The sequence below is a fragment of the Mycetocola zhujimingii genome, from assembly GCF_003065425.1.
GTDB lineage: Bacteria > Actinomycetota > Actinomycetes > Actinomycetales > Microbacteriaceae > Mycetocola_A > Mycetocola_A zhujimingii.
Genome location: NZ_CP026949.1, coordinates 1,169,569 through 1,189,297, shown reverse-complemented (window position 1 = coordinate 1,189,297; position 19,729 = coordinate 1,169,569). Strand labels below are relative to the sequence as shown.

At 65.7% G+C, this 19,729-nt stretch carries 20 protein-coding genes; 8 read left to right on the top strand and 12 right to left on the bottom strand.

The features are described 5' to 3' along the window. Nucleotides 1-37 precede the first annotated feature (37 nt). Nucleotides 38-1,297: an ROK family protein gene (locus C3E77_RS05585; protein ID WP_108390723.1), complete on the bottom strand. Its 1,260-nt coding sequence runs from the start codon at nucleotides 1,295-1,297 to the stop codon at nucleotides 38-40. 144 nt (nucleotides 1,298-1,441) lie between these two features. Here C3E77_RS05585 and C3E77_RS05580 point away from each other — a divergent pair, with 144 nt between their 5' ends. The 6 genes from C3E77_RS05580 (at nucleotide 1,442) to C3E77_RS05555 (ending at nucleotide 8,131) form a co-directional block, all read left to right on the top strand. Beyond that, a complete protein-coding gene (locus C3E77_RS05580) occupies nucleotides 1,442-2,704 on the top strand; it encodes an ABC transporter substrate-binding protein (protein ID WP_418288072.1) in 1,263 nt (420 codons plus the stop codon). A gap of 95 nt (nucleotides 2,705-2,799) precedes the next feature. Then, on the top strand, nucleotides 2,800-3,765 hold the full coding sequence (locus C3E77_RS05575) for a carbohydrate ABC transporter permease (protein WP_108390722.1): 966 nt from the start codon (nucleotides 2,800-2,802) through the stop codon (nucleotides 3,763-3,765). After that, nucleotides 3,762-4,682, top strand: a complete 921-nt coding sequence (locus C3E77_RS05570) for a carbohydrate ABC transporter permease (RefSeq protein ID WP_108390721.1) — start codon at nucleotides 3,762-3,764, stop codon at nucleotides 4,680-4,682. Before C3E77_RS05575 ends, C3E77_RS05570 begins: the two co-directional genes overlap by 4 nt. Next, entirely contained in the window at nucleotides 4,666-6,321 is a 1,656-nt protein-coding gene (locus C3E77_RS05565; RefSeq protein ID WP_108390720.1) for a glycoside hydrolase family 13 protein, read from the top strand. The genes C3E77_RS05570 and C3E77_RS05565 overlap by 17 nt, the downstream gene beginning before the upstream one ends. 87 nt (nucleotides 6,322-6,408) lie before the next feature. Further along, entirely contained in the window at nucleotides 6,409-7,422 is a 1,014-nt protein-coding gene (gene glsA / locus C3E77_RS05560; protein ID WP_108390719.1) for a glutaminase A, read from the top strand. A 112-nt stretch (nucleotides 7,423-7,534) separates the two neighbouring features. Next, nucleotides 7,535-8,131, top strand: coding sequence for a GNAT family N-acetyltransferase (locus tag C3E77_RS05555; protein ID WP_108390718.1), 597 nt, complete (start codon nucleotides 7,535-7,537; stop codon nucleotides 8,129-8,131). A 6-nt stretch (nucleotides 8,132-8,137) separates the two neighbouring features. Here the strand turns inward: C3E77_RS05555 and C3E77_RS05550 are convergent, their stop codons facing one another. After that, the gene (locus C3E77_RS05550) at nucleotides 8,138-9,097 is read right to left on the bottom strand and encodes a nucleoside hydrolase (protein WP_108390717.1); all 960 of its coding nucleotides are present in this window, start codon (nucleotides 9,095-9,097) and stop codon (nucleotides 8,138-8,140) included. 42 nt (nucleotides 9,098-9,139) lie between these two features. Between C3E77_RS05550 and C3E77_RS15725 the strand changes: the two genes are divergently transcribed. Continuing rightward, entirely contained in the window at nucleotides 9,140-9,262 is a 123-nt protein-coding gene (locus tag C3E77_RS15725) for a hypothetical protein (protein ID WP_257791024.1), read from the top strand. A 179-nt stretch (nucleotides 9,263-9,441) separates the two neighbouring features. On the opposite strand, the gene C3E77_RS05540 is transcribed toward C3E77_RS15725, so the two are convergent. From C3E77_RS05540 to C3E77_RS05530, 3 genes are all read right to left on the bottom strand, one after another. Next, nucleotides 9,442-10,341: an NUDIX hydrolase gene (locus C3E77_RS05540; RefSeq protein WP_108390715.1), complete on the bottom strand. Its 900-nt coding sequence runs from the start codon at nucleotides 10,339-10,341 to the stop codon at nucleotides 9,442-9,444. 120 nt (nucleotides 10,342-10,461) lie between these two features. Beyond that, nucleotides 10,462-11,460 (bottom strand): NADP-dependent oxidoreductase, encoded by a 999-nt coding sequence (locus C3E77_RS05535; protein ID WP_108390714.1) that lies wholly within the window; start codon nucleotides 11,458-11,460, stop codon nucleotides 10,462-10,464. Between the two features lie 62 nt (nucleotides 11,461-11,522). Continuing rightward, nucleotides 11,523-12,227 carry a type 1 glutamine amidotransferase domain-containing protein gene (locus C3E77_RS05530; protein ID WP_108390713.1) on the bottom strand — a complete coding sequence of 235 codons (705 nt, stop codon included), beginning with the start codon at nucleotides 12,225-12,227 and terminating at the stop codon, nucleotides 11,523-11,525. Nucleotides 12,228-12,313: 86 nt separating this feature from the next. Between C3E77_RS05530 and C3E77_RS05525 the strand changes: the two genes are divergently transcribed. Beyond that, nucleotides 12,314-12,916, top strand: a complete 603-nt coding sequence (locus C3E77_RS05525) for a TetR/AcrR family transcriptional regulator (RefSeq protein ID WP_108390712.1) — start codon at nucleotides 12,314-12,316, stop codon at nucleotides 12,914-12,916. 3 nt (nucleotides 12,917-12,919) lie between these two features. Here C3E77_RS05525 and der read toward each other — a convergent pair whose 3' ends face one another. From der to C3E77_RS05490, 7 genes are all read right to left on the bottom strand, one after another. Then, nucleotides 12,920-14,434, bottom strand: coding sequence for a ribosome biogenesis GTPase Der (der, locus tag C3E77_RS05520; RefSeq protein WP_108390711.1), 1,515 nt, complete (start codon nucleotides 14,432-14,434; stop codon nucleotides 12,920-12,922). Nucleotides 14,435-14,479: 45 nt separating this feature from the next. Then, nucleotides 14,480-15,148 carry a (d)CMP kinase gene (cmk, locus tag C3E77_RS05515; RefSeq protein WP_108390710.1) on the bottom strand — a complete coding sequence of 223 codons (669 nt, stop codon included), beginning with the start codon at nucleotides 15,146-15,148 and terminating at the stop codon, nucleotides 14,480-14,482. A 2-nt stretch (nucleotides 15,149-15,150) separates the two neighbouring features. Next, nucleotides 15,151-16,236 carry a prephenate dehydrogenase gene (locus C3E77_RS05510; protein WP_108390709.1) on the bottom strand — a complete coding sequence of 362 codons (1,086 nt, stop codon included), beginning with the start codon at nucleotides 16,234-16,236 and terminating at the stop codon, nucleotides 15,151-15,153. 14 nt (nucleotides 16,237-16,250) lie between these two features. Beyond that, nucleotides 16,251-17,045, bottom strand: a complete 795-nt coding sequence (locus tag C3E77_RS05505) for a pseudouridine synthase (protein WP_232529014.1) — start codon at nucleotides 17,043-17,045, stop codon at nucleotides 16,251-16,253. Between the two features lie 88 nt (nucleotides 17,046-17,133). Further along, complete coding sequence (gene scpB / locus C3E77_RS05500; protein ID WP_234031305.1) at nucleotides 17,134-17,796, bottom strand: SMC-Scp complex subunit ScpB; 663 nt, start codon at nucleotides 17,794-17,796, stop codon at nucleotides 17,134-17,136. Continuing rightward, nucleotides 17,786-18,628 carry a segregation and condensation protein A gene (locus C3E77_RS05495; RefSeq protein ID WP_108390706.1) on the bottom strand — a complete coding sequence of 281 codons (843 nt, stop codon included), beginning with the start codon at nucleotides 18,626-18,628 and terminating at the stop codon, nucleotides 17,786-17,788. Before C3E77_RS05495 ends, scpB begins: the two co-directional genes overlap by 11 nt. Then, a complete protein-coding gene (locus tag C3E77_RS05490; protein WP_108390705.1) occupies nucleotides 18,612-19,496 on the bottom strand; it encodes a ParA family protein in 885 nt (294 codons plus the stop codon). The genes C3E77_RS05495 and C3E77_RS05490 overlap by 17 nt, the downstream gene beginning before the upstream one ends. Between the last annotated feature and the right edge of the window lie 233 nt (nucleotides 19,497-19,729).

The following is a 19,729-nucleotide window of genomic DNA, read 5'->3' as shown; positions in this document are numbered from 1 at the left end:
CAACACGCCGTAGCGCCTCGCCGCGGGGCCGGACCACTCAGACAGGTGCCGGCTCCGCGGTGGTGCGGGCACCGGGTTCGAGCACCAGCGCCCGTTCCCTCACCAGGGACAACGCGTGCTCAACGGCTCCGACACTCACGGCTCCACCGCCCAGCCGCGACGCCACGAGTTCAGGAGCCGTCGGGTCACCGCTGCCCGCGACCCTGAGGGCTGCCCCGGCGATCACGGCGGGCAGCGACTCAGCCAGGTCGCCGCCAACGATGACCCTGTCGACGTCGAGCAGATCACCGAGCACGATGCAGATTCGTGCCAGACGCTCGGCGAGACGATCGAGGATTCCGCGCGCAACAGCATCCCCCAGCTCGGCCGCCTGCGCAACGTCGCTCTCAGTCAGCGCTTGGGGGTTCACGCTGCCAAGGGGGCTGCGAGCGTCAACCTCGCCCGCCGCCAGTGCATCGAGGGCCCACCGCCGGGCAAGCAGGGCCAGCCCGTTGGCCGAACCCACGCCGTCGACGTAATCGAGAAAACGCATTTCGCCGGCGCCGCCCCTCCTGCCGCGCACGAGTCTGCCCTCGATCATCAGCCCGGAGCCGATTCCCTCACCGACGAGCATCGAGATGTACGAGCCCACATCGCGGCCCTGCCCCGTCCCTGTTGCGCGTTCGGCGATCGCCGCGAGGTTCGCATCGTTCTCGACGGTGACGATCGGGGCGACGTCCTCGAAGGCCCGGCTGAAGTCGGGGTTCATCACGGCCCAGAACCCGCTCTGGCCCTCGGGCGACCGTCCCCGATCGTCAACGGGTGCCGGCACCCCGAGGGTGAGCGCCAGCACGCGCGAGCGGTCGACGCCTGACGCTGCCATCGCCCGATCGAACGTCTCCAGGGCGAGGCGGCGCCGTTCGTCCGCATCGGCCAACCGATCAACGCTGTTCGGCGAGCGGGCGGGTATCCGGACCTCTGCAGTCCCGAGGCTCGCACCGCGCAGGTCAGCAACCCTGGCAGACATCCGGTCATACCCCGCGTCGATACCGACAACCACGCCCGCTCGCTCCCGAAGCGCGTAGCGGCGCGCGGGTCGACCCTTCCGCCCGGTCCCCTGCACGTCTTCCAGCTCATCGAGCCAGCCCTTATCGACGAGCTCATCGCAAACCCCGATCACGGTGGACCGGGTCAGCCCGACGGATGCCATCACATCCGACGCCGTGAACACGCGCGTTTGCCAGGCGTGCTCGAGCACCGTGCGTGCATTGAGCGTGCGCAACAGTTGCGGTGACGACGCGGTAACGCTCTGAGCCAAAGCCTTGACCTTTCATTCGTCGAGGCGCAAGATTACGACACGATTAGATTTACAGCCTAAATATAATCCTCCCGCGTTGGTCGCGTGAGGACATATCGGGCCACAAGTCCTGCCCACACATTCGTCAAGGGAGACAATGTCGTGATTCGTTCTACCGGTCCTCGAACCCGACTCGGCCTCGCCGTCGCGGTGATCACCGCCGCAACGATCTCCCTCACCGGGTGCGCCGCAGCGGGAAGCGGCCCCACGGAGGTCACCTTCCACATGAGCAAGCCGGAAGCGATCCCGTTCTTCCGCGACCTCGTGACGCAGTTCAACAGCGAGCAGTCGGAGGTCGAGGTCACCCTCGATACGGCGTCCAACCTCTCCGCGGGCTTTCTCCGCGGCAACCCGCCGGACGTCGGGCTCCTCAACTACAACATGGAGATGTCGCGGTTCATGGAGCGAGGCGCACTGTCCGACCTGTCCGACATGCCGGAGGCCGACCGGATCCGACCAGAGGTGCAGGACCTGGTCGACCAGTACGCGACCTACCCGGGGCGCACCAGCGTGCTGCCGTATTCGATTGCAGCGGCATCCGTCATCTACAACGTGCAGGTCTTCGAAGACAACGGGATCGAAGTGCCCACAACCTGGAGCGAGCTGATCGCGGCGTGCGAGACCCTCGAGGCCGCGGGAATCACGCCGATCTACAGCACCTTTCAGGAGCCGTGGACCGTCGCGCAGGGCCTGTTCGACTACACGGTCGGCGGTTCAGTCGACGTGGCGGATTTCTTCGAACAGATGAATGACCTGGGCACCGAGGTCGGGCCGGACTCCCCGGTCTCCTTCGAGAAGACGCTGAAAGAACCCGTCGAGAAGATGGTGGAACTCGCCGCGTTCTCCAACGGCAATGCCGCAAGTCGAACCTACGGGGACGGGAACGTGGCCTTCGCCAACGGTGAAGCCGCGATGCTGCTGCAGGGTCCGTGGGCGCTGGGCGAAATCGCCAAGACCAACGAGGACCTCGAGCTCGGCACCTTTCCGCTGCCTGCCACCGACGACCCCGACGACCTCAGGGTTCGGGTCAACCTCGACCTCGCGCTGTGGATTCCCGAGATCAGTGACGCCAAGGAAGCAGCGCGTGAGTTCGTCTCGTTCCTGATGCAGCCGGACATCATGGACGAGTACAACGCCGCTTACCTGGGCTTCGGGACCACAACGGATGCCGCTCCCGTCACCGATGAGCGGATCCTCGGCATGCAGGAGTACTACGACGATGGCCGCTTTTACCAGGGCGCCTCGCAGCGCGTGCATCTCAGCATCCCGACCCAGAACTACGTGCAGGCCATCGCGACCGGCGCCGATGTCGAGGCGACCCTGAGCCGGCTGGATTCCGACTGGGCGCGCCTCGCCCTGCGCGACTGACGCGACGCGACCGACAGGCACCGACTGACACACCCCGACTCGCGGGCACCCACCGACAGGCACCGACCGACAGGCACCGAGAGGAAGACCAGGATATGACGACTCCGATTACTCCGGCGGCAGCATCCGCTGGTTCGCTGGTTGCCAGCGCCGAACGCGGGCAAACTGACCACATCGCCGGGCTGCGCACGCGTCGTGGGAAGCCCAAGGTCGACGCGATGTACTACGTCTTTCTCCTGCCGACGCTGGTGCTCTTCACGCTGGCGATCACTCTCCCGGCGATCCTCGGCATCTTCTACAGCTTCACGAACTTCATCGGCTTCGGTGACTGGCAGCTCGTCGGGTTCACCAACTACATCGCCGTGTTTTCCGATCCGGCCATCCTGTCGAGCTACGTGTTCACCTTCGGTTTCGCTTTCGTGACCGTGATCATTGTCAACGTCATCGCGTTCCTGCTGGCCGTTGCGCTGACATCCCGGATCAAGCTGAAGACTCCGTTGCGGGCGATCTTCGTCATTCCGATGGTCATCTCGGGCATCGTCATCGCGTTCGTGTTCAAGTTCCTCTTCTCGAACTCGCTGCCGGCTTTCGGCGCCGCCACCGGAATCGGCTGGCTGCAGGAATCGATCCTCGCCAACGAGAATCTCGCGTGGCTCGGGATCGTCATCGTTGCGGCGTGGCAGTCGATCCCCAGCGCCCTGCTGATTTACATCGCCGGGCTGCTGTCGATCCCGGGCGAGGTCTATGAGGCCGCGGACATCGACGGTGCGAGCGCCTGGGTCAGGCTGCGCTCGGTCACGCTCCCGCTGGTCGCCGGTTACGTCGTGATCAATGTCATCCTCGGGTTCAAGAACTACCTCAACGTGTACGACATCATCGTCGGCCTCACCAACGGCGGACCAGGCACGGCGACCCGAAGCATCGCGATGACGATCTTCACCGGATTCACCGGCGGCGATTACGCCTACCAGATGGCCAACGCGACGATCTTCTTCATCATCGCGGTCATTATCTCGATCCTCCAGCTCCGGCTGACCCGCGGAAAGGCGGCACTCTCATGACGCAGGAAGCACTTCGTCCGGCCGGGGGCCCGGCGATCACCCCGCGCAGTGCCGGACCCCGGCCGACGCAGATCCGTCGACGCGGCCGCGTCGGGCAGGAGGCCACCAACTGGCCGGTGATGATCATCCTGCTGCTCTGCTCACTGACCGTGCTGCTGCCGCTGTACGTCACGATTTCAATGTCGATGAAATCCACAGCGCAGGCCGTCGACGGCAATGCGTTCTCGCTCCCGGCGCCCTTCGACTTCTCCGGATTCGCCGAAGCGTGGGAGCTCACGAATTTTCCGGTGACCTTCACCATCTCCGTGCTGGTGACGATCGGGACGGTCGTCGGCACTGTCCTTCTCGCCGCGCTGGCCTCATACGCGATCGTGCGCAACTGGGAACGCCGCCTGTTCCGGTATTCGTTCTTCTACCTGCTCGCGGCGATGTTCCTTCCGTTCCCGGTGGTCGCTCTGCCGCAGATCCAGCTCACCGGGCTGGTCGGCCTGGCGAACCCCGTCGGCGTGACGATCCTGCACATCATGTTCCAGTTGTCGTTCAGCATCCTGCTGTTCACCGCCTTCCTGCGTTCGATACCGCTCGAACTGGAGGAGAGTGCGCGCATTGACGGCGCGACCACGTGGCAGACCTTCTGGCAGCTGATTTTCCCCCTGCTCGCACCGATGAGCGCCACCGTCGCCATCTTTGCTTTCCTCGCCTCGTGGAACGACTTCATGATGCCGTCGCTGATCATCGCCGACGCCTCGCAACAGACCATCCCCGTGGTGCAGAACATCTTCCAGACCCAGTTCAGCACCAACTACAACGTGTCGTTCGCCTCCTACCTCATGGCCATGGCGCCCGCGATCATCGTCTACCTGTTCACCCAGAGGTGGGTGATGGAAGGGGTGACCCAGGGTGCTGTCAAGGGATGACGTCGCGTCGGAGACCGACGCCGCGTGGTGGCGCCAGGCCGCCGTCTACCAGATCTACCCGCGCAGCTTTGCCGACGCCAATGGCGACGGAATTGGCGACCTCGCCGGCATCCGTTCTCGCATCGGCTACCTCAGCGCACTCCACATCGATGCTGTGTGGTTGAGCCCGTTCTACCCCTCGGCGCTTGCGGACGGCGGGTACGACGTCGACGACTACCGGGACGTCGATCCGCGGCTCGGTACCCTCGGGGATTTCGATGCCCTCGTCACCGATCTTCATGCCGCCGGCATCCGGATGATTGTCGACATCGTGCCCAATCACACGTCGAACCGGCACGAGTGGTTCCGTGAGGCCCTGGCATCCCCCCGCGGATCTTCGTCGCGCGCACGGTACATCTTCCGTGACGGCCGCGGACCCGACGGTGCCGAGCCACCCGCGGACTGGACGAGCGCGTTCGGCGGCCCGGCGTGGGAACCCGTGGGAGACGGCCAGTGGTACCTGCACTACTTTGCCGTGGAACAGCCCGACCTCAACTGGGACAACAGGGAGGTCCGCGACGACTTCCTGAGAACGCTGCGGTTCTGGTCCGACCGCGGTGTCGACGGTTTCCGCATCGACGTCGCCCACGGACTCGCCAAAAAGCTCGACGAGCACCTGCCGAGCCAGGCGGAGCTGGACGCCCTGCCGAAGGGTGACGGCGGCCATCCGCTCTGGGATCGCGACGAGGTGCACGACATCTACGCAGAGTGGCGCACCGTCTTCGACAGCTACTCGCCGCCGCGCACGGCCGTTGCGGAGGCGTGGGTTCCGTCGCACCGGGTGCCCCGGTACGCGAGCCCGGAGGGGCTGGGGCAGGCGTTCAACTTTGATCTTCTCGAGGCCGATTTCGATGCGGATGCCTTCCGTCGCATCGTCGAAGACAACCTTGCGCTCGCGGCGCAGTCCGGGTCATCGACGACGTGGGTGCTGTCGAATCACGACGTCGTTCGGCACGCCACCCGGTATGGGCTGCCTGAACCCGCCAGCCCGAACGAGAAGCACGGGTACGCGTGGCTGATGTCCGGCGGCGTCTCCCCCGTTCTCAACCGCGAGCGAGGTTTGCGGCGGGCACGGGCGGCCAGCCTGTTGGTGCTGGCGCTGCCTGGGTCGGCCTACATCTATCAGGGCGAAGAACTCGGACTGCACGAGGTCGCGGACATCCCCGCTGAGAGCCGACAGGACCCCGCTTTCTTCCGCAATCCCGGGGTGGAGGTCGGCAGGGACGGCTGTCGGGTCCCTCTGCCGTGGACCACCGATCGGCCGTCGTTCGGGTTCGGTACAGCGCCGGCACATCTCCCCCAGCCCGACTGGTTCGCCTCGGTCGCGGTTTCCGTTCAGGAACACGACCCCGACTCGACGCTCTCGCTGTATCGGAAGGCCCTCGAACTGAGGCACCGCCTGCAGACTGCGGAACCACTCGAGTGGCTCGATTCAACACCGGATGTCGTTCGGTTCCGCCGCCCGAACGGCTGGGAGGTCGCGATGAACTTCGGCGCCGAACCAGCGGAGCTGCCGGCCGGAACCGTGGTGCTCGCGAGCAGCCCCCTCGCCGGTCGCCGGCTGCCCGCCGAGACGACAGTGTGGATGCAACCGTCATAGTGCCCGCTCGTCCGCCATCCGGGTGACCTTGCCAGCTCCTGCTCGCGCCCGTACGGAATAATGCGACGGGACGCAGGGAGCGAACAGATGGATCTGGATGTCAGCGCAATACCGTACACGGTTGCCACGGGCGCACCGCCGAGCAGTGACGACGTCGTCGAGGCGATTCACGTCGCCTATGACCGAAGCCTGGACCTCACCGATGGCGCGGTCGCCGACTACATCCCTGAACTCGCCGACACCTCCCCCGATCTCTTCGGTATCTGTGTGGCAGAGGTGGACGGCACGGTGCAGGGTGTCGGCGACGTCGATCACCCGTTCACCATCCAGTCGATCTCCAAAGCCTTCGTGTGGGCTCTGGTGTGTGAGGAGATCGGTGACGAAAAACTGATAGACCTCATCGGTGTCAATAACACCGGCCTGGCGTTCGATTCGGTGATGTCACTTGAACTCAACGACGGCCACCCCATGAATCCAATGGGCAATGCCGGTGCGCTGGCCACCACCGCGCTCGTTCCCGGCGACAGCCCCGACGAGCAGTGGGAGTTCATCCGGAGGGGGCTCAGCCGCTTTGCCGGGAAGGAACTCGAACTCGACGAGGCCGTGTACCGCTCGGAGTCCGCGTCAAACCAACGCAACCAGGGAATTGCCCGGCTGCTGGAGGGTTACGGGCGCATCGGATCGAACCCGCTCGACGTCGTCGATGTCTACACGAAGCAGTGCTCGCTCCTCGTGACCGCGACCGATATCGCGGTGATGGGTGCGACCCTCGCCGATGGTGGCATCAACCCGGTTACCGGCGAGCGTGTGGTGTCTGAAACCGTCTGCCACGACACTCTCGCGGTGCTCGCCGCGAGCGGTCTCTATCAGAACTCGGGTGAGTGGCTGTTCCGAATCGGGCTGCCGGGCAAATCCGGAGTCACCGGTGGAATTGTCACCATCGCACCGGGGAAGGCAGGAATCGCAACCTTCTCGCCTCGACTCGACGCTGCCGGAAACAGCGTTCGTGGGCAACGTGCCACCGCGTATCTCAGCCGGAGGCTCGGGTTCGATCTCTTTGCCTCCCGTCCCCACGACCCCTCCGGCGACAGTCCCCGCTGAGTCAGAGTCCTGTCGCCGGAACGCTCGTGATGAGCACAAGCAGCGTCGGGTGGATCGGACGACCGGCGCCGAACCATGGACCGGTGTCCTTTATACGCTTTAGCATGCTGGCATGGAAGACGATCCGGACATCAGGGTGATTTCGGCAGCAGATGCCGCGTGGCACGACGTGCAGGCGGTCTTCGGTACGCGTGGAGATCCGTCGAGTTGCTGGTGCCAGTACTTCAAGCTGGACAACGCTGAGTGGAAGACGGCGAGCCGGGAGACTTGCGAGCCACTGCTCAAACGGCAGGTGCTGGAACTGGATCCGCCTCCGGGACTCATCGCGTACCAGGGCGGCACTCCGGTCGGCTGGTGCGCCGTCGAGCCACGTAAGCACTACCCGCGACTCGGCCGAGGAAAGGTAGTGCAGGCGAGCACGGAGCCGACCGATGACCCGACGGTCTGGGCCGTGACGTGTTTCGTCGTGCGGGTCGGCTTCCGCAAGAGAGGCATCGCTACCGCTTTGCTTGCCGCAGCGGCCGGGCACGCTCGGGCTCACGGCGCGCGGGTGCTCGAGGGCTACCCGGTCGACCCGGCCGCACGTGACAAGGTGTCGTCAGCCGAGCTCTACTACGGTGTCGTGTCGCAGTTCGCTGCGAACGGTTTCACCGAGGTCACGAGGCCGACGCCGTCCCGTGCGCTCATGCGGCTCGAGTTCGCGACCTGATGCGGTTCAGCCGTCAAGGCCGAGCGTCTCGAGGAACAGCTCCGCATAGCGGGGTGCGTTGACGTCAAGAGCGACGTCGATGACCGACCAGTCGCCGGCTCCCCCGTAGATCACGTCTTCGCCCGAGTAGCGCCGCCGGTCGACCACGGTCTGCCCACGGCCATAGCCGGCGAGCTCGACCCGCACCGGCCGCCGCTCCACCCGCAGCGACTCAGGTTCGACGAGGGCACAGAGCGCTCCGGCATCCCCGATCAGCCCGGTGTAAACGAGGCTCGAGTCTTCGCTCAGCGCCACCCGGTTGCCGAGCAGGGCGCCGACGACCGCCCCGAGCGGCGAGCCGCCCGTCGCGAGGGCTGCCGCGGCATCCTCGGCAACGGTCACCTGGTTGAACACATCGAGGCCGTACATGAAGATCGGGATGCCGGAGCCGAGCACGATCGCGGCGGCTTCGGGATCGTGCCAGACATTGAACTCGGCCAGGGCGGTCGCATTGCCGACGCTCGCCGACCCGCCCATGAACACGATCCGCTCGATCTTGTCGATGACCTCGGGATGCGTGCGCAGAAGCAGCGCAAGGTTGGTCTGCGGCGCGAGTGCGACGAGCGTCAGTGGCTCGTCGCTGTCGGCCAGCGTACGGCGCATGAGCTCGACCGCGCTGACCGATTCGGGCACGCGTGACGTTTCGGGAAGCACAAGCCCGCCGAGCCCGTCTTCCCCGTGGACGTGCGACGCCGCACGTCCGGGCGACAGCAACGGTCGAACCGCACCGGCAGCGACCGGGATCGGCGGGGCGTCCGCGGCGTCGAGGATGCGCAGGGTGTTCTCAACGACCTGCGCGAGCGGGGCGTTGCCCGCCACGCACGTGATGGCACGAACGTCGAGCGACGGATGCGTGATGGCAAAGATCAGGGCGAGAGCGTCATCAACGCCCGTGTCGACGTCGAGGAGAATCGGGAGTGTGCGCATCCGACCAGCTTAGAAGCTGCGCGGGATGCCGCGGGTGCCGCGGTGCTGATGCCGCTGATGCCGCTGATGCCGCTGATGCCGCTGATGCCGCTGATGCCGCTGATGCCGCTGATGCCGCTGATGCCAGGATGCCACGCACCCGCCCACACGCTGCTGTGCAGGTAATCGCACGGTTATCAGGACCAAACTCGAGAAACCGTCCTGATAGACGCCCTCTCTCCTGCTAACCGTGCGACCGCCCAGCCGCCCGGACTCCCCCACACAAGGAGAAAACGCCCAGACAAGGACAGAAAGCAGCCGAGCGTCCTTATCTCGCGCCGATGTCCTTCTCCGGCGCCGAAGGCTCAGCCGGCAGGCGCGTCGAGCAGGTCGCGCAGCCAGCCGGCTCCCCGAGTGGTCGCACCGAGCGCCTCGACCCGTTCGCGCAGTCCGCGATCGCTGGTGACGACGGTGACGGATGCCCCCGGCCGCCCGGTCAGGCGCGCCACCTCGTCGACGATCCGCGAGTCGCCGTCTGTCGATGCCCGCACCACCTCTAAGCGGTCGGTCGCGTCGAGGACGGCGTCGTTCGCCCGGCCTTCGAGCACAGCGACGATCTCAGGCCACCAGTGGGACTGCGGCAGTCCGAGCTCGGCGGCTGGCACACCGGACGAAGCGAGCCCGACGAGCTGCCTGCCCAACCGTTCGGCGGCACCGGCGCGGTCGTTCCACCAGCCGTCGGGGCGCGAGCCGACGACGTTGGCCATATCAACGACGATCACGGGCCTGCGGTCGATGTCGTCGCGCAGCCGCGGCCACGCGGACGCGAACCCCGGGTGCAGCGGAAGCGCATCGATCTCGTCGACCGGAACCCAGCGCACCTCGAGGCTCTCGGGGTCGGCGATGTACGAGTCGAACGGACGCACCGCGTCGGCCACCACCGTGACGTACGACCAGACACCGAGATCGAGGGTCATCGAGAAACGTGGCCGAACGGCATCCGTCGGCACAGCCGCCTCTTCGCTCGCCTCACGGATCGCGCCGTCGATGGCGTTCTCCCCCTCGTGGCGAGCACCACCGGGCAGGCCCCAGGTGCCACCGAAGTGACTCCACAGCGCACGGTGCTGCAGCAATATTCCACGCTCGGCATCCACAACGAGAAGCCCGGCTGCGCCAAAACGACCCCAGTACTTGGAGCCGTCGTCAGCGTGCACCCAGGCGTCGCCCGGATTCTTCGGATGCGGCGGCAGGAACTCGCTAGTCACCTCATCAGCTTCTCACGCACCGAGCCCCTGACAACGAATTCCGTGCGTTCACCAAGTTCTTCTCAGGAACGCCCGTCGCGACATCCGCGGTTGTCAGAGGCTCGATGCGACTGCTCCGCCCTACAGCCGAACGACGGCCTTGCCCACGTTCTTGCCGTTCATCATTCCGAGGAACGCCGTGAATGCATTGTCGATGCCGTCGGTGATGGTCTCGTCGTAGGCGATCTTGCCGTCGGTCAGCCAGCCGCGCATCACCTCAGCGAACTGTGGTGCGAGGAAGTAGTAGTTGCCCATGGTGAAGCCCTTGAGAGTCAGGCCACGGGTCACGATGTTCTGGCTGTTCCGGATTCCACTGCCGCCGTTTGCGTTGTAGAGCGAGATCGCACCGCAGATCGCTGCGCGCCCGCCATCGTTGAAGGCGCCGAGTGCTGCAGAAAGGTGCTCACCGCCGACGTTGTCGAAGTACACGTCGATGCCGTCCGGTGCCGCAGCCTTGAGCTGGCCGGCGATGTCTCCATCGCGGTAGTTGAATGCAGCGTCATAGCCGTACTTGCTCGTGAGCAGCTCGACCTTCTCCGCTGATCCAGCGCTGCCAACGACACGCGACGCGCCGAGGAGGCGGGCGATCTGACCAACCATGGTGCCGACCCCACCGGCTGCGCCGGAGACGAAGACGGTATCGCCCTCTTTCACGTGCGCAATCTGGGTCAGTCCCGTCCAGGCGGTGATTCCCGTGAGTCCGAGCACGCTGAGGAACAGGGAGGGCGAGACGCCAGGAACGATGGGGAGCGCGGAGAATTGGCCAGCGGGCGCCTGGCTGATGTCGCGCCAGCCGAGCTGGTGTTGCACGAGGGTGCCGACGGGCAACGAGTCGACGGTGGACTCGATGACTTCACCGACGGCGGCTCCACCCATGGACTCGTTGAGCGCATAGGGGGCGACGTAGGAGCGACCCTCATTCATGCGTCCGCGCATGTATGGATCGACCGAGAGGAACGTGTTGCGCACGCGAACGTCGCCAGCGGTGAGCTCAGGAAGCTCAACCTCGACCTTGACCACGTTCTCGCTCGTTGGTTCTCCTGTCGGACGTGATGCGAGGTGCCATTGGGTGCTGATCATGTACTACTCCTTGGGGGGCTGATTCGTGGGAAATATGGTGTGCCGATCCGAACGATCGGACGTTACGATTTGTCGGCGACGATGCGTTCGGCGAGGGCGACGGATGATGCAGGGTTCTGCCCGGTGTACAGCTCACCGTCCACGACGATGTACGGGGCGAACGGCTCCGCGGCCTTCGAGTAGTCAGCGCCGAGTTCGACGAGGCGGGTTTCCACGAGCCATGACGCCTTGTCGGCGAGTCCGCCGATCTGCTCTTCGCTGTTGGCAAATCCGGTCATCCTGCGGCCCTTGAGCACCCACTCGCCTGTGGCGGGGTCTGTCGCGGGCAGCAGCGCCGCAGGTGCGTGGCACAGCACACCGAGTGTGGTGTTCGAGTTCACGGCTGCGACGATGAGCTGACCCGAGTCGTCGTCGACGGCGAGGTCCTCCATCGGGCCGTGTCCACCCGGGTAGAAGATAACGTCATAACCCGCGGCGTTGACCGCATCCAGACGCAGAGGCTGCTCGAGCACGCCCTGCAGGTCGGCGATTCGCGCGGCGAATTCAGCGGCGCGCTCGGCTGACCCGGCGCCACCGTCGCTGAGGCTGACGGCGTCGAAAGTGGGAGCGATTCCCTGGGGGCTGGCGAGGTCGACCGTCCAGCCTGCTTCAGTGAAGATGCGGTATGGCTCGAGAAATTCCTCGGCCCAGACTCCGGTGAGATGCTTCGTGCCATCGGCGAGCGTCCAGCGCGATGCCGCCGAGAGAACCATGAGTACGTTGGTCATACAGTCTCCTTATCAAACCAATTGGTTCGACTGTATGGTGCGTTGTAGGCTGAGTCAAACCTTTTGGTTCGATATGGAGGTTCCTGATGGTTTCGACAGACGTTCCGCGTGATCAACTCCGCGGGCGCGAAACAAAGCAGCGCGTGCTCGAGGCCGCGGCGGCCGAGTTTGCTGAGCACGGCGTCGCTGGCGCGCGAATCAATCGCATCGCACAGACAGCGGCAGCGAGCAAGGAACGCATCTACGCCTGGTTCGGCGACAAGGATGCGCTGTTCGATCAGGTGATGCAGATCGGCCTCGACCGGCTTGCCCACGCCGTGCCGATCGACACCGACCTCGTTGAATACACCGTGCAGTTGCACGATTACTTCGTGGCCGACCCGAGCGCCGAGCGCGTCGCCGTGTGGGCGTGGCTCCACGACGCCGCAGCCCAGGGGTCGTTCTCCGCGGGACGGGTCGACGGTTACCGCCGCAAGCTCGACGTCATTCGCGACGCGCAACGTTCCGGCCTGGTGGAGCCCACCTGGAAGCCGGAAGAACTGCTCGCACTGCTGCTCGCCATCGCCAGCAGCTGGGAACGCGCACCGGCTGAATTACGCTCGGTCAGTGAATCCGAGCCCGACGACAGCGACAGCCGCCGCGCAGCCGTTCGAGAGGCTGCACGGCGGCTGGTAGAACCGCGGGCGTAACGCTTATGTGCGCTTGCGCTTCTCCCGAACACGCATGTTGACGTTGATCGGGCTGCCTTCGAATCCGTAAATCTCGCGGAGACGACGCTGGATGTAGCGACGGTAACCCGGGTCGAGGAAGCCGGTGGTGAAGAGCACGAATGTCGGCGGGCGGCTCGAGGCCTGGGTACCGAACAGGATGCGCGGCTGCTTTCCACCACGGACCGGGTGCGGGTGCTCCGCCGTGAGCTCGGCGAGGAACGCGTTGAACTTGCCCGTCGGCAGGCGCGTGTCCCACGACTGCAGCGCGAGTTCGAGCGCTGGAACGAGCTTCTCCATGTGCCGACCGGTGCGGGCGGAGATGTTGACGCGGGGAGCCCAGGCCACGTGGGCCAGGTCCTGCTCGATCTCACGCTCGAGGTAGCGGCGACGTTCGTCGTCGAGGAGGTCCCACTTGTTGAACGCGAGCACGAGCGCGCGGCCCGACTCGAGAACGAGGTCGATGATGCGAACGTCCTGCTCGCTGATCGGCTCCGAGACGTCGAGCATGACGACGGCAACTTCGGCCTTCTCCAGCGCGGCGCTCGTGCGGAGCGTGGCGTAGAAGTCGGCACCCTGCTGCAGGTGAACACGACGACGGATGCCTGCGGTGTCGACGAACCGCCACACCTTGCCACCGATTTCGACCTGCTCATCGACCGGGTCGCGGGTGGTTCCGGCGAGTTCGTTGACGACGACGCGCTCTTCACCGGCGGCCTTGTTCAGGAGGCTGGACTTGCCGACGTTCGGGCGACCGAGGATCGCGACGCGGCGGGGTCCGCCGACCTCTTCCTTGGCCACTGCCGAAACCTCGGGCAGCTTGGTCATGATGAGGTCGAGCAGGTCGGCGACTCCACGACCGTGGAGGGCGGAGACCGGGTACGGCTCGCCGAGGCCGAGCGACCACAGCGATGCGGCGTTCGGCTCCTGGCGCACATCGTCGACCTTGTTGGCGACGAGGAAGACGGGCTTGTTGATCTTCCGCAGCATGCGGACGACCTGCTCGTCGGTGGCTGTTGCCCCGACGTTGGCGTCGACGACGAAGAGAACGGCGTCGGACAGGTCGATAGCGACCTCGGCCTGGGCGGCGACTGAGGCGTCGATGCCCTTGGCATCCGGCTCCCAGCCGCCAGTGTCGACGAGGGTGAACTGGCGTTCGTTCCACTCGGCCTTGTACTTGACGCGGTCGCGCGTGACACCGGGGGTGTCTTCGACGACGGCTTCACGCCGGCCGAGGATTCGGTTGACGAGCGCGGACTTGCCGACGTTCGGTCGCCCGACGATCGCGAGCACCGGGAGCGCCGGGAGGTACCGAATGGCATCCGGGTCGTCGGTGGCGGCACCGAGGATGTCGAGGTCGTCGTCGGCGAGGTCGTAGTCGTCGAGACCGGTGCGGAGCGCCTCGGCCCGACGGGTGGCGAGCTCCTCGTCGATGTCGCTCATGCGTTCGGCGAGTCGGTCGTCCGTCTCGGTGGGTTCTTCGTCAAAGGCGTCAGCCATGGTTGTCTCTCTCTGCGATCGTGCCACGCGGTTGGGCGGATCGATCTACTTTTCTTGCGAGGTACGAATCACGTCGAGTACAGCATCGACGGTTTCGTCAAAGTTCAGGTTGGTGGAATCGACGGTGACAACGCCATCCGCTGCTGTCATGAAGTCGACGACGCGCGAATCCGCGCGATCACGCTTCTGCAACGCAATTGCAACGTCGGAAGCCGACTCAGTCGCAAGTTCTGCAGAGCGTCTTGACATTCTAGCCTCTTCACTGGCTGTGAGCAGAATGCGCGCTGTGGCATCCGGGGCGACGACCGTCGTAATGTCCCGCCCCTCCACGATAATTCCGGGCTTGTCGGTGTCACGGATGATGCTGCGGAACAGCTCGGTGAGGTGCGTCCTCACCTCGGGAACGCGTGCGATGGCGCTGACCGCCGCTGACACCCGGGGTTCACGGATGCTCTCGGTCACGTCGGTCTCGCCGACGTGCACGGCGTACCCGTCAGGGTCGGTGCCGATCGAGTAGTCGAAGCTCGCGAGCGAGGCGATCACCGCGGCTCCCTGCTCCGGGTCCGCGCTCGAATCGAGAACGTGCCAGGCCAGGGCGCGGTACGCCGCACCGGTATCGAGGAAGGCGAAGCCCAGGCGCTTTGCGGCGGCCTTCGACACACTCGACTTTCCGCTCCCGGCTGGACCGTCGACGGCCACTACTGTTTTCGTCACTCTTACGTGCTCGCAATCCGCCAGCCGCGCGCCTCGAGGTCATCGATGGCACGCTGCTGGACCTCGGGAAGAACCGCGATCTCGGCAAGGCCGATCTCTGCACCCGGTGAGTGCTCGAGTCGCAGGTCTTCCATGTTCACTCCGATGTCACCGAGTTCGGTGAGGAGCTTTCCCAACTGGCCTGGGGTGTCGTCGACCATGACGACGATGGTTTCGAAGCGCCGGTCCTGGCCGTGCTTTCCGGGGAGCCTCGCAACGCCTGAGTTGCCCTGGGCAATGGCGTCTGCGACGGTTCGCCGCGCGCCGGCTGCATCGGGGTCACGCAGTGCGTCGGTCACCCGGGCGAGATCGGCGGCGAACGCGTCGAGCACCTCGACGACAGGCGCGGCGTTCGACGCGAGGATCTGGACCCACAGTTCGGGTGCACTCGACGCGATCCGCACGGTGTCACGGAGGCCCTGCCCGGTGAGGCGAACGGCGGAGTCCGGCGCGTGCACGAGTTGTTTGGCCAGCACGCTCGCGACGAGCTGCGGCACGTGCGAAACGAGGCCGACCGAGCTGTCGTGCTCTTCCGGCGTCATCTCGATCGGGCTCGCGCCGAGATCGAGCGCGAGGTCTTCAACGAGCGCGAGCGCCTCCGGCGGGGTCTCCTCGTCGCGGCAGATCACCCACGGCCTGCCGAGGAAGAGATCCGCGCGGGCGGAGATCGCTCCCCCGCGCTCACGTCCGGCGAGCGGATGCGACCCGATGTACCGCGTGAGGTCGACGCCACGGTTCACCAGCGCGAGGTACGGCTCGAGCTTGACGCTCGCCACATCGGTCACCACAGCGGTCGGGAACCGGGCGAGCTCAGCCTCGATCACGTTCGCCGTGACATCCGGCGGCACGCTCACGACGATGAGCCGGGGCTCGTCATCGGGGAGCTCGGCCCGGCCTGCTCCGTAGTCGACGGCGAGCCTCAGCTGCGCAGGCGACGCATCGGCGAGGATCACGTCGACGCCCGTCGCGCGAAGGGCGAGGCCGATGCTCGCGCCGAGCAGACCAGCGCCGACGATGCGGACCTGGCCGGTCAGCCGGGGCGGGGACATGCTCACAGTGTGCTCTATTCGGACGATTCGGATGCCGCAGCGGCGCGAGCAGAATCACGCTCGGCGTCTCGCTCGGCCTTGTCGAGCTTGGTCACCTCTCGCGAGATGGTCAGGAGCTCACCGAGTTCAACTTTAGTCAGTTCACGGGTTTCGCCGGGGCGGAGGGTGCCGAGCGAAACGGGACCGAACTGACGGCGAACGAGCTCGAGAACCGGGTGACCGATCGCCGCGAGCATCCGTCGCACAATACGGTTCTTGCCGGAGTGCAATGTGAGCTCGACGAGGCTGCTGTCGCCCGTGCTCTGGCCGGCGAGAAGCCGAGCCTTGTCGGCGGCGATGACGCCGTCCTCGAGTTCGACACCGCGCATGAGGGTTGCGATGTCCTGGGCGGTCACGCGGCCGGACACCTTGGCGATGTAGGTCTTGAGCACGCCGAACGACGGGTGGGCGAGCATGTGCGCCAGGTCGCCATCGTTCGTGAGGATGAGCAGTCCGCTGGTCTCGGCGTCGAGGCGACCGACGTTGAACAGTCGCTCCTCGTAACCGGTCGTGTACTGGGTGAGGTCGGCGCGGCCGCGCTCGTCTGCCATGGTGCTGACGACGCCGACCGGCTTGTTCAGCACGACATAGCGCTTCGTGGTGTCGAGCTGGACCGGGACGTTGTTGACCTCGACGAGGTCGTTCTCGGGGTCGATCCGTCGCCCGAGTTCCCGCACGACGGTGCCGTTGACGCGAACGCGGCCCTCGACGATGTACTGCTCGGAGACCCGGCGGGATGCCACACCGGCAGCGGCGAGGACCTTCTGCAGGCGAACGCCCTCCGGCTCGAACGGGTCGAAGCGCGGCTTCTCGGCCTGTTCGGCGTCGTGGGACTCGAAGTCCTCGTCTGGGGTGGTGTTATCGGAAGTCACTGTCGAATCCTTCGGTGCCATCGGCGAGCAGGGGTGAAATGGGGGGCAGTTCGTCGATCGAGTTGATGCCGAGCTGTTGCAGCAGCACGTCTGTCGTGCCGTAGTTGATCGCGCCGGTCTCACTGTCGGTGAACAGTTCGGTGATGAGTCCACGGCCAGCGAGGGTTCGAACAACCGAGTCAACGTTGACGGCACGGATCGAGGCGATCGCACCGCGGGTGATCGGTTGCTTGTACGCGATCACCGCGAGCGTCTCGAGAGCCGCCTGAGATAGTTTGCTCGGGTTTTCGCTCGCAACGAAATCGGTGACAGCTGTGTCGAACTCGCTGCGCACGTAGATGCGCCAGCCGCCGCCGACCTCGCGCAGCTCAAAGCCGCGACGAACCGAACCGTCGACACCGTCGTAATCAGCGACGAGACGCTCGATCGCAGCGTGCACGACCTTCACCGGCCTGCGGAGAGCCGTCGCGAGGCTCACGATGCTCTGCGGCTCGTCAGCGATCATCAGGATGGCTTCGAGAGCCCGTTCGACGTCGGCGATGGGTGGGGCCGCGGCGGTGACGTCAGCGGCATCCGGTGCCTGGCTGTCGTCAGCGGGAGCGTCGGCTCCACGAATGCCCGTGTCCATGGTGCCTGTCTCAATTGTCATAGTCTGCTCCCAGGTTGGCCAGGGTCTCCTCGGTGAAGTTCTCGGCGGTCCACTTGAGGGTCAGTTCGCCGAGCGGTTCCAGCTGCTCGAAGCTCAGCGCCGCCCGCCGGTACAGCTCGAGGACGGCGAGGAACCGGGCGATGATGACGCCCTTCGCATCCGCACCGGCGATGATCTGCCGGAAGCTCATCGGTTCGCCGTGCTTGAGCATCGCGACGACGTGGGCCGCCTGTTCCCGAATGCTCACGAGCGGGGCGTGCAGGTGGTCGAGCCCGACGACGGGGATCTCCGGCGGGGTGAGTGCGAGGGTTGCCAGCGCGGCAAAGTCGTCGAGGGTGACGGTCCACACCAGCTCCGGTTTGCGCTGCCTGAACTTCTCCTCGAGCCGCACCGAGCGGGCGTGGCGGAGCGACTCGTTCTCGAATTTTCCCGAGAACCAGGCGGATGCTTCCTTGAAGGCGCGGTACTGCAGGAGTCTGGCGAAGAGGAGGTCGCGGGCCTCGAGCAGCGCAACGTCTTCGGCGTCGACCAGTTCGCCCTGCGGCAGGAGCCCGGCGATCTTGAGGTCGAGCAGGGTCGCTGCGACCACGAGGAACTCGCTGGCCTGATCCATCTCCTCGGCTGAGTCGAGGCCGCGCAGGTAGCTGATGAACTCGTCGGTCACGCGAGACAGCGAGATCTCGGTGATGTCGAGTTCGTGCTTCGTGATCAGCGAGAGCAGGAGGTCGAACGGTCCCTCGAAGTTGCCGAGAGCCACCTGAAAACCGACCGGGCCCTGGGCCTGATCGGGCGTGCCTGTTTCCGCTGGAGCGGTGTCAGGCGACAGCGCCACGCGCAACCAGTTCCCTGGCGAGCTGGCGGTAGGCCTTGGCCGACGCGTGCTCGGGAGCGAACTCGGTGATGGGGCTCCCGGCGACGCTGGCGTCGGGGAACTTGACCGTGCGACCGATGACGGTCTCGAGCACGTCGTCACCGAAGGCGTCAACGACGCGCTCGAGCACCTCGCGGGAGTGCAGGGTCCGCGAGTCGAACATCGTGGCGAGGATGCCGTCGAGCTCGATCGCGGGGTTCAGCCGGTCCTTGACCTTCTCGATCGTTTCGATGAGCAGCGCGACGCCACGGAGGGCGAAGAACTCGCACTCGAGCGGAATCAGCACGCCGTGACTCGCGGTGAGCGCGTTGACGGTGAGCAGACCGAGCGAGGGCTGGCAGTCGATGAGGATGACGTCGTAGTGCGGCGCCAGCTTGCGGAGCACCCGGGCGAGGATCTGCTCGCGGGCCACCTCGTTGACGAGGTGGACTTCTGCCGCAGACAGGTCGATGTTCGCTGGGATGATGTCCAGGCCGTCGACCGACGTGTGCTGAATGGCATCCAGTGGATCGTGCTTGTTGCTCAGCAGGAGGTCGTAGATCGTGACGGCGTCGTGGGTGTTGACGCCGAGGCCGGCGGAGAGGGCACCCTGCGGGTCGAAGTCGATGCAGAGGACGCGGCGACCGTAGTCGGCGAGGGCAGCACCGAGGCTGATGGTCGTCGTCGTTTTGCCGACGCCACCCTTCTGGTTGCAGAGCGAGATGATGCGGGCGGGGCCGTGACTCTTGAGCGGTGCGGGTACGGCGAACTCGGAAAGGGTCCGACCCGTCGGGCCCTTCTTTGCGATCGGTGTCTCCACCGAGAAGAGCTCTTCGTTTGTTTTGGCCACCTGGCTTGCCCCGCTCCTCGCGTTTTCGTGTCGTGCTGCGGTATTGATTGTATCCGCCAGCTCCGGATCGGCGGTGCGCCCACGCAGAGAGCCGCGGTTTGGGCGTCGTTGCGGCCCGCGCCGCCCACACGCAGCCCGAGAACATCACTTGCGGTCGAGCCCACCAGTTGCGCCTGATGCTCTCGACCGGAAGTGATGCTCTCGCCGGGTCGGGCGCCGCGAATTCACCCGTC